Below are 9,385 nucleotides of genomic sequence, written 5' to 3'. Positions count from 1 at the left end.
AACGGCTCCAATATCAACGCGGGTTGCGGTTCTCTGTATCCGGAAGTGATTGCCAGGGCCGTCAAGGAGCACGGCGCACATCTGGGCATGGCGCTGGACGGCGACGCCGACCGGGTCATATTTGTCGACGAGCAGGGCCAGGAGGTTGATGGCGACCATATCATGGCGATTTGCAGTCTCGACATGCTGCAGCAAGGTAAACTGGCGCATCGCACCCTGGTGGCGACCGTGATGAGCAACATGGGGCTCGATATTGCGTTGCGCAACGCCGGTGGCCGTGTGATCAAGACCGCCGTCGGCGATCGCTATGTGGTGGAGGAGATGCGCCGCGGCGGCTACAACCTCGGCGGCGAGCAATCCGGCCACATGATTTTTCTCGAGCACAACACCACCGGTGACGGCATGGTTTCGGCCCTGCAGTTGCTGGCCATCATGCAGCGTACCGGCAAGCCCCTGTCGGAGCTTTCCGGCGTCATGACGGCGCTGCCCCAGGTTCTGCTGAATGTGCGGGTGGCAAGCCGTCAGGATATTTATATCGTTCCTGAAATTTCCCGGACCATCAAGGCTGCCGAGGAAAAACTGGCGGATAGCGGGCGGGTGCTGATCCGGTATTCGGGGACCGAACCGCTGCTGCGCATTATGCTGGAAGGCCAGGACGAGCTTCAGATTACTGAAATGGCCCAGGAAATCGCCGACGTCATCGACCGGCATCTGGGCGTTGGGACAAAGGAGCACTAACCGTGGCATTGCTTGGCGTAAATGTGGATCACGTGGCGACCATCCGGCAGGCGCGCGGCACCAGCGAGCCCGATCCTGTAACGGCGGCAGCTCTGGCGGAACTGGGCGGTGCCGACGGCATTACCATCCATCTGAGGGAAGACCGTCGGCATATCCAGGACCGCGATGTGGAGCTGCTGCGGCAGACCGCCAAGGTGCCACTCAATCTGGAGATGGCAGCTACCGACGAAATGGTCGGGATCGCTCTCAAGATACTGCCCGACGCGGCGACCCTGGTTCCGGAAAAGCGACAGGAACTGACAACCGAAGGCGGCCTGAATGTGGCGCTCTTGCGGGAACCGCTGAAAAAACACGTGGATCTTTTGCGACAAGGCGGCATCAGCGTGAGTCTGTTCATCGATCCCGATCTGGAACAGGTCAAGGCGTCGCACCGGCTTGGGGCCGACGCTGTGGAAATTCACACCGGCAGCTACTGCGATGCTGCCTGCCCGCTCACGCGTCAGAAGGAACTCGACAAGATCGCCGCCGCGATCAGGGCCGGCAACAAGCTCGGGCTGAAGGTGCATGCCGGACACGGTCTGACCTATTTCAACATTAAGCCGGTCGCCGCCCTCGGCGGCATCCGGGAGTTCAACATCGGGCACAGTATCATTTCGCGCGCCGTTCTGGTCGGCCTGGAGAGGGCGGTACGAGAGATGAAAGCATTGGTGGGCGACGCCTGATATGACCGGCATCAGTGGCCTGGGCAACGACCTGGTAGCCGTGCGGCGGTTTCGCCGTTTTGTGCTGGAAGGAAAGGTTGCGTTGCTGGAACGCCTGTTTGACGATGCGGAGCGGGAATACTGTCTGTCCAAAAAAGATCCGGCGCCGCATCTGGCGGTGAGATATGCCGCCAAGGAGGCTTTTCTCAAGGCGCTTGGCACCGGTTTGCGGCAAGGCATCCGCTGGCGGGACATAATCGTGGTGCGCGATGCAGCCGGCAAGCCGGCTTTGGCCCTGCAGGGGCAGGCCGCCCGGCTGTTTGAAGAGAACGGCCATAAGCGGCATCTGCTGTCCTGCACCCACGACGGGGATTACGCTTTTGCCACCGTTGTTTTTGAAAGTGCGCAGGTCTGTTTTTCAAATCGTTTCGAAAGGGATACAAGTATGCTGAAGGCCCGCGATATCATGACCGTTGATGTGCACACGGTTTCCATGGAAACCAGCGTCGAGGAACTCGCCCGCCTGTTTGTCAAGACCAAAGTCAGCGCCATGCCCGTGGTCGACGATGAAGGGATGCTGCAGGGGATCGTCACGGAAACCGACCTTGTCTCGCAGGATCAGGCTTTACACATCCCGACAGTGGTTTCCCTCTTTGATTGGGTGGTTTACCTGGAAAGCGAGGACCGTTTTGCCGAGCAGGTGCGGAAAATGACCGCCCGCCTGGTGCAGGAAATCTGTACCCGGGATGTCGCCACCTGCACGCCTGACGCGCCGGTATCCGAAATCGTTTCCCTGATGCTCGACAAAGGGATTCACATGGTGCCGGTGGTTGACAAAGGCAAACTGCTTGGCGTTGTGGCGCGACTTGACATCATCCGCAGTATGGAGCTTTAACGCTGTGACGCAATGGCAGGTCGATACCGTTTCGGCAGAGGAAACCCAGCGATTCGGTTGCTGGCTGGGACGAATGATCGGCGCCCCCGCGGTCATTTTGCTGAACGGCGATCTGGGGGCCGGAAAAACCTGCATGACGCAGGGGATTGCCCGCGGTCTTGGCGTATCCGAGAATGAAGCCGTCACCAGTCCTACCTATACCCTGATGAACCAGTATGCAGGGCGACTGCCTCTTTACCATTTCGACCTTTATCGTCTTGCCGACCGCGACGAACTGGAAGAACTGGGCCTGGATGACTATTTGCCCGGCGACGGTGTCGCCGTGGTGGAATGGGCCGAGCGGTTTCCGGACCTGTGCCAGGACGGGCTGAATATTCATATCGGTCACCGGGGCATGGATCGTCGCAGCATCCGGGTACACGCTATCGGCACAGGGGGAGAGCGTTTGCTGCGGGCTCTGCAGTCTGCCTGGCAGGGGCAAAAATAAAGGTCCGGGGGGGATTCCCTGATCAGATCGACATTGCCGGCAAAAATACTTTGACCGGCAACCGGATTCCTGTTATGCAGAAACTTTCGCCTTGCCGGTACGCCAGTGCTTCCACGCTGTGTATAGGGCAGGGAACGGCGCGGACCGGTGCGAAAGCACGGCTCGCGGCCCGAACCAGACCGAAAGGATCCAGGCAAGCGACCCGATGCATGCAAACCGGTGTTGGCGCTCGGCCTGATTTTTCATATTGAAAAGGAGGAAGGGGACTATGGCCCTGGTAGTACAGAAATATGGGGGGACGTCGGTCGGAACCGTGGACAGGATCCGCAATGTCGCCCGTCGCGTTGCCAAGACCTACGATGACGGCAACGATGTGGTGGTGGTCGTGTCGGCCATGTCCGGGGAAACCAACAAGCTGGTTACCCTGGCCAATGAAATGTGCGATTTTCCCAGTGAGCGCGAATACGATGTCCTGGTTGCCACCGGCGAACAGGTCACGATTTCGCTTCTGTCCATGTGCCTGAATTCCATGGGGTACAAGGCCAAGAGCTATCTGGGTCACCAGATTCCTATTATTACCGACAGCACCTTCAGCAAGGCGCGCATCGAGGAGATCGGTGACAGAAATATTCGCGAGGATCTCAAAAACGGCAACATCATCGTCGTGGCCGGTTTTCAGGGGGTCGATCGTGAAGGCAACCTTACCACCCTCGGCCGCGGCGGCTCCGATACCTCCGCCGTGGCGGTAGCCGCAGCGCTGAAGGCCGATGTCTGTGAAATTTATACCGATGTCGATGGCGTCTATACCACCGATCCGCGCATCGTTACCGATGCGACCAAAATCGATAAAATTTCCTACGACGAGATGCTGGAAATGGCATCCCTCGGGGCCAAGGTGCTGCAGATCCGCTCGGTGGAATTCGCAAAAAAATACGGCGTGGTGGTCCACGTGCGTTCCAGTTTTAACGATAATCCAGGGACCCTGGTAACCAAGGAGGACGAGGATATGGAGACCGTTCTGGTTTCGGGCATTACCTACAACAAAGACGAGGCCAAGATTTCCGTAATGGGGGTTCCGGACAAACCCGGGATCGCAGCCAGGCTGTTCACTCCTTTGACCACGGCCAATATTACCATCGACATGATTATCCAGAACGTGTCCAACGACGGGTTGACCGACCTGACCTTTACCGTACCGCACGGCGATTTCAAAAAAGCCCTCAAGGCCGTCGAGGAGACCGCCCTGGAAATCGGCGCAGCTGGCGTGCGCAGCGACGAGAACATTGCCAAGGTTTCCATTGTGGGGGTTGGCATGCGCTCCCATTCCGGCATCGCCAGCAAGATGTTTCAGGTGCTCTCCCAGGAGGGTATCAACATCCAGATGATCTCCACCAGCGAGATTAAAGTTTCGTGCATTGTCGATGCCAAATACACGGAACTGGCGGTGCGCGTTCTGCATCAGGCCTTCGGTCTGGACAAAAAAGACACCAGGGCTGAATAAAGACTGTCCACCGGATGTCCGGCGGCAGCCACGAGGTAGGTCAATGACTGCGATTCGATTGTACGACACCACCCTGAGAGACGGTACCCAAGCCGAAGAAATATCCTTTCTAGTCGAGGACAAGATCCGCATTGCGGAAAAGCTCGACGAATTGGGGATTCATTATATCGAGGGCGGATGGCCGGGATCCAATCCCAAGGATATCGACTTTTTTCGAAAAATCCGCAAGGCATCCATCAAACAGACCAAAATCGCCGCCTTCGGTTCGACCCGCCGGGCCAAAAGTACGCCCGAAAAGGACAACAACCTGCGCACTCTGATCCAGGCCGAGCCGGACGTCATCACGATTTTCGGCAAGACGTGGGATTTTCACGTACGCGAAGCTTTGCGCATCGGCCTGCAGGAGAATCTGGATCTTATCCATGATTCCCTGGTCTATCTCAAGCAGAATGTCGCCGAAGTCTTTTACGACGCCGAACACTTTTTCGACGGCTACAAGGCCAACCCCGAATATGCCATTAACACCCTCAGGGCGGCTCAGGACGCCGGAGTGGATTGCATCGTACTGTGCGATACCAATGGCGGCACGCTGCCCTTTGAGCTGCCGCCGATCATTGCCGAGGTGCGCAAGCATATTGCCACCCCTCTGGGTATTCATGCGCATAACGACAGTGAATGCGCCGTCGCCAATTCCCTGGTGGCCATCGATTGCGGTTGTGTGCATGTGCAGGGTACCATCAACGGATTCGGCGAACGCTGTGGCAACGCGAATCTGTGTTCCATTATCCCGTCGTTGATGTTGAAAATGGGCAAGCAGTGCCTCACGGACCAACAGCTTGTTTCTTTGCGGGAGGTCTCGCGATTTGTCTACGAGTTGGCCAACCTGGTGCCCAACAAGCATCAGCCGTATGTCGGCAATTCGGCCTTTGCCCATAAAGGAGGTGTTCATGTTTCCGCTATTCAGCGCCATGCCGAAACCTATGAGCACATCCGTCCCGAACGGGTCGGCAACGTCAGTCGTGTGCTGGTCTCCGATCTGTCCGGACGCTCCAACATTCTGGCCAAGGCCGAGCAGTTCAACATCAAACTTGACAGCAAGGACCCTCTGACCATCGAGATTCTGGAAAGACTCAAGGACCTTGAAAACCAGGGCTACCAGTTTGAGGGAGCCGAGGCTTCCTTCGACCTGCTGATGCGCAGGGCCTTGGGGACGCTGCGGCCGTTTTTTTCGGTGGTCGGTTTCCGTGTCATCGACAGCAAGCGCGAAGGGGAGGAAAAACCCTTTTCCGAGGCTACCGTACAGATCAAGGTTGGCGGCCATGTCGAGCATACCGCCGCCGAAGGCAACGGGCCGGTGAATGCACTGGACCACGCCCTGCGCAAGGCTCTGGAAAACTTCTACCCGCAGATCAAGGAAATGCAGTTGCTTGACTACAAGGTCAGGGTGCTGCCGGCGGGCCGGGGCACCGCGTCGGTGACGCGCGTGCTTATCGAATCGGGCGACAAGACCATGCGATGGGGCACGGTTGGAGTCAGTGACAACATCATCGATGCCTCCTACTATGCCCTGATAGACGCCTTTTTGTACAAGCTTCTCAAAGACAGTAAAGGGACCTGACCAACATGGGACGAGACAACGGGACGCTGCTCCTGGTTGCCGTTTTGCTCGCCATAGTGTTGCTGCGCATGTGCCGGGCTATTTTCCCCTGGGGGGAGGATAGCCCGGTTTTTTATCATCAAAAGCCCGATCATATGGCTGTTTGCCTTGGTAAGGGGTTTCGAGATCCAGGGTGCCATCACTTTTTTGACGCAACTTTCGCGGAACGCGTCATCCAAATGGCGGCTTGTAAAATGGACGATAACATCAGGAACGATTTGTTGGTTTCGTTGCCCGTGCACAGCGGCGAAACTCTGGAACTGGTTTGTCAAGAGGGGCATGCCATTGATTTATCGCGAAAATTTATGCCGGCGGCGCAGCGCATGACCCTGGGGATTCCGTTGCATCCCGATTCCATGAACTTCAGTGATTGGCAGGCCTTGCCGGGCATCGGGCCCAAATTGGCGGAACGAATCATGGATGAGCGCCAAAAAAATGGCGCATTTGGCAGTCTGCAGGCCCTGCAGAGGGTGCGAGGGATCGGGCCAGGGACGATTCGACGCATTCAAAAATTTTTTTGAATTAAAACCCAGTTCCTAACTGTCTGTAAAATAGATGTTTTATCTATTTCCATTAGACCCCTTAAAAAATTTACCGACATGTGGCAAGTACTGGCACGGGACGTGAAATGATGTTTTACATACCCGTTACCTGTAGGCAGTACTTATTCAACCAAGGGGGAAAACATGAGATGTCCTAAGTGCAAAGGCCGCATGTATGCTGAAAAATACTACGACTTCGTGAGGGTGTTTGACGCTTGGAAATGCTCTGCCTGCGGTGAAATTATTGATCATACCATCCTTGCCAATCGTGCGCGCAGCCGCAACCTGTATCTGGGCTGAGTTGCCATGCTGGAAAGGTTTTAATACTGCGTTTTATATTTTGCCAGTAATCTGAAAAAGGCCGGACCTTGCTCCCGGCCTTTTTGTTTTGTTTGAGGGGGATTTCTTCCCTGTTTTAAAATACGACAAACAACCGCAGGGTAAAGATGTTGGCCCACGGGATTCCTGGGCGGTATCCTGGCATCGGGGTCGAAAGCGGAGCCGCCGAAATGGGCCGGCATGCGGTAGGATTTGCCGTCTTCAAACGTGAACATATCGAACCTCCTTCAAGGTTGAGGGGGGGCTTCGGAAAAGGAAATCAAACCACCTTTTTGGTGCCATCCGGGCTCTTGTCCAGCACGACCAGGATGCTCAGAAGATACAGCAGGACACAGCCGTTCGCGGCAAGAATCACACCGATGACGAGCGTGGCAACCAGGCCCGGGACGAGCATCGACACGCCGAACACGACCGTCAGCAGGTTCTCATTCCACACCAGAAGCCCGGTCAGGATGGAGAGCACATAGACGGCGCTGCAACTGGCAATCAAATGTCGGGAAATCCCCCCGTAGCCAGCCCACCGCCTCAGCTTGTCTTTGCAAAGACACATCTGCAAAAGCAGCAGCAGGCCGCCCGGGGCAAAACACAGAAACAAGAGCAGCCGTGGAATGAGGCCAAAAACCGGGATGAAACAGGTGACAATGCCCACCGCAGCCACCATCACGCCGGCGACGAGCAATGGCTTGGACCTCTTCATGTCGCCGAAGGGCGTCTTTCCGAGGGATATCGCCTGAAGGGCGAACATGACGAGTAACAATCCATACAAACCGTTGGCATAGTACGGGAGTAAGCCGGCCGACACCGGCAACAGCAGCAACCCCGTAATCAGCATGGCCAGTCCGCCAAGCATCAGGATTACCACCTCCAGGGGCAGTTCCGTCTCCTTGAACACCCCATACCTTGTCCGGTTTTTTGCGCGCATGGCAGTGCGACCGTCCCCCCCCCTGGTTTCCGGTATCCCGGCGAGTCTGCCTGCACAGGCAGACTGGCGCGTCTGCGCTGCTGCGGCGCAACAACCGGCTCATCGTTTTTGAGGCTGTCGGCAGCGTCTGCGGACTGCGGTGGCATGGTGCGCAAGGCGCTTCCGGCATGTCACGGACTTCAAGGCATTCAGATGACAAAATTCCTGCGTAAACAAGTGTATAGCATCACGTTGCTTTTTGCCCGGTAGCGGAGAATCCTGTTGGTGATACGCGATGACCGTGGGGTTGCTGTTTCAATGTTTCTTTGAAGCCATTGCTGGTTTTTGTAGGCCTGGGTCTTTGTCGCCGCGTAATCCTCCCTGTCCATCTCATAAAGCTGTCTTCGGTAAGCGTCTGTCAGTGCGTACCAGCGGTGGATTCTCTTTGCAAAGCGGCTTTCCCGCGGGACGCTCAGCGTATCCATAAAGGCCTGGAAAGCAAAAAAATACCGCACGGCGTTGCGTTCAAGTGCCGCCCGCGGACCTTTTATGTAGACGGGGCGGCCATTTGTGTCCGTGCCGGTTGTCGTAAATCCGATTTTGTTGCGGCCAAGGGTGGCGAAGTAGGCTTGCTCCGCGAGACGAAAGGCTCCGCTGCTGCTGTAGGCATACCTGACGTGGACGAAAGATCTGTGCTTGTCCAGCGGCAGGGCCTCGAAACAGAGGGTATGGTCTCTGGTGCCGAAAGGCCCGCTGGCGGCGGTCAGCGCTATGCGCAGGTAGTCCGGCTGCTGGCTCGCGATCCGGAAGTTGTAAAGGACCGGGTGGGTGTCTTCCGGCGCCTGATACTTTTTGCGGCCCAGGTAGAGAGTCAGAGCCCAGCCGTTCTGCCGTTTCTGCCAGGTGCTTGCCTTGATGTTCGGGTGGAGAAATAAAATGTCGCACCAGTTTGCCGGTATTCTGAGGGTGTCAACGACCTCTTCGAAGGGATACTCGAAAATCCCGTAAACATCCACCGTCGAGTGCTCGCCCTGCTCGGAGGATTGGACAAGAAGAGGGAGGCCGAAGCTGTTTTCATCCAGGCGGGCCAGATTCCGGCGATACGTATCGAGCAGCTTGTCCCTGTTGCCTGGCGGCTGAGCGGCAGCCGGCATGCAGCAGGTCAGAAGCCAGATCGCGGCCAGTATTGCATAGCACAATCGCTGCAGGAGGCTTCTGTTCGCATCCATAGGTGGCGATCTTTCAGGCCAGGGGACAATATGAGTTGCCCGGTGGTCCCTCGATCATGGCCGGGGCTCTGATGCTTGTCGCACGAGGTGTTCTTGAAGAATATCTTTTCGCAAAGAAATCGCAACATTCCAACCGCGCGCAGGGTGGTCATCCGCCCAGGCGGATGACCACGAGCGGCTAATCGGTCAGGGCTTGTTACAGGGGGGGGCCGGTTTGGGATGAGACGACCTCGGCTTAGGAGGGGTTGGGTTGGTGTTTTTGCTTCCTCTAGGAGCTTGTCGGACTTGATCATCGACTGAGAGAAATCTCCGACGACTTGATCCGTTGGGATTAAAAACACCATCAATTTTTCGATTTTGGCCTTCATGGGCAATGGTTTTTCCGATTATTCACG

9 protein-coding genes and 2 pseudogenes are annotated in these 9,385 nt (G+C 56.5%); 9 read left to right on the top strand and 2 right to left on the bottom strand.

Going from position 1 to position 9,385, the window contains the following annotated elements; all coding sequences use genetic code 11:
* The 9 genes and pseudogenes from glmM to AB7E65_RS10015 form a co-directional block, all read left to right on the top strand.
* Window positions 1-738, top strand: a pseudogene (gene glmM, locus AB7E65_RS10055) (phosphoglucosamine mutase); the annotation flags it as partial.
* 2 nt (window positions 739-740) lie between these two features.
* A complete protein-coding gene (locus AB7E65_RS10050; protein ID WP_072285713.1) occupies window positions 741-1,460 on the top strand; it encodes a pyridoxine 5'-phosphate synthase in 720 nt (239 codons plus the stop codon).
* A 1-nt stretch (window position 1,461) separates the two neighbouring features.
* Window positions 1,462-1,839 (top strand): annotated as a pseudogene (gene acpS, locus AB7E65_RS10045) (holo-ACP synthase); the annotation flags it as partial.
* 45 nt (window positions 1,840-1,884) lie between these two features.
* Window positions 1,885-2,334, top strand: a complete 450-nt coding sequence (locus AB7E65_RS10040) for a CBS domain-containing protein (RefSeq protein WP_072287969.1) — start codon at window positions 1,885-1,887, stop codon at window positions 2,332-2,334.
* A 4-nt stretch (window positions 2,335-2,338) separates the two neighbouring features.
* Complete coding sequence (gene tsaE, locus AB7E65_RS10035; RefSeq protein ID WP_320362053.1) at window positions 2,339-2,821, top strand: tRNA (adenosine(37)-N6)-threonylcarbamoyltransferase complex ATPase subunit type 1 TsaE; 483 nt, start codon at window positions 2,339-2,341, stop codon at window positions 2,819-2,821.
* Window positions 2,822-3,089: 268 nt separating this feature from the next.
* A complete protein-coding gene (locus AB7E65_RS10030) occupies window positions 3,090-4,322 on the top strand; it encodes an aspartate kinase (RefSeq protein ID WP_072285711.1) in 1,233 nt (410 codons plus the stop codon).
* A gap of 43 nt (window positions 4,323-4,365) precedes the next feature.
* Complete coding sequence (gene cimA, locus AB7E65_RS10025) at window positions 4,366-5,940, top strand: citramalate synthase (protein WP_072285710.1); 1,575 nt, start codon at window positions 4,366-4,368, stop codon at window positions 5,938-5,940.
* A 233-nt stretch (window positions 5,941-6,173) separates the two neighbouring features.
* Window positions 6,174-6,500, top strand: coding sequence for a ComEA family DNA-binding protein (locus AB7E65_RS10020; RefSeq protein ID WP_072502079.1), 327 nt, complete (start codon window positions 6,174-6,176; stop codon window positions 6,498-6,500).
* A 165-nt stretch (window positions 6,501-6,665) separates the two neighbouring features.
* Window positions 6,666-6,821 (top strand): hypothetical protein, encoded by a 156-nt coding sequence (locus tag AB7E65_RS10015; protein ID WP_169824166.1) that lies wholly within the window; start codon window positions 6,666-6,668, stop codon window positions 6,819-6,821.
* Window positions 6,822-7,119: 298 nt separating this feature from the next.
* On the opposite strand, the gene AB7E65_RS10010 is transcribed toward AB7E65_RS10015, so the two are convergent.
* Both AB7E65_RS10010 and AB7E65_RS10005 read right to left on the bottom strand, forming a co-directional pair.
* The gene (locus AB7E65_RS10010; protein WP_428745808.1) at window positions 7,120-7,710 is read right to left on the bottom strand and encodes a hypothetical protein; all 591 of its coding nucleotides are present in this window, start codon (window positions 7,708-7,710) and stop codon (window positions 7,120-7,122) included.
* A 260-nt stretch (window positions 7,711-7,970) separates the two neighbouring features.
* On the bottom strand, window positions 7,971-8,990 hold the full coding sequence (locus AB7E65_RS10005) for a hypothetical protein (RefSeq protein WP_072285706.1): 1,020 nt from the start codon (window positions 8,988-8,990) through the stop codon (window positions 7,971-7,973).
* Window positions 8,991-9,385: the final 395 nt, after the last annotated feature.

The sequence above is a fragment of the Syntrophotalea sp. genome (assembly GCF_050253115.1).
Classification (GTDB): Bacteria; Desulfobacterota; Desulfuromonadia; order Desulfuromonadales; family Syntrophotaleaceae; genus Syntrophotalea; species Syntrophotalea acetylenica.
This window is presented reverse-complemented; position numbering and strand designations above follow the sequence as displayed.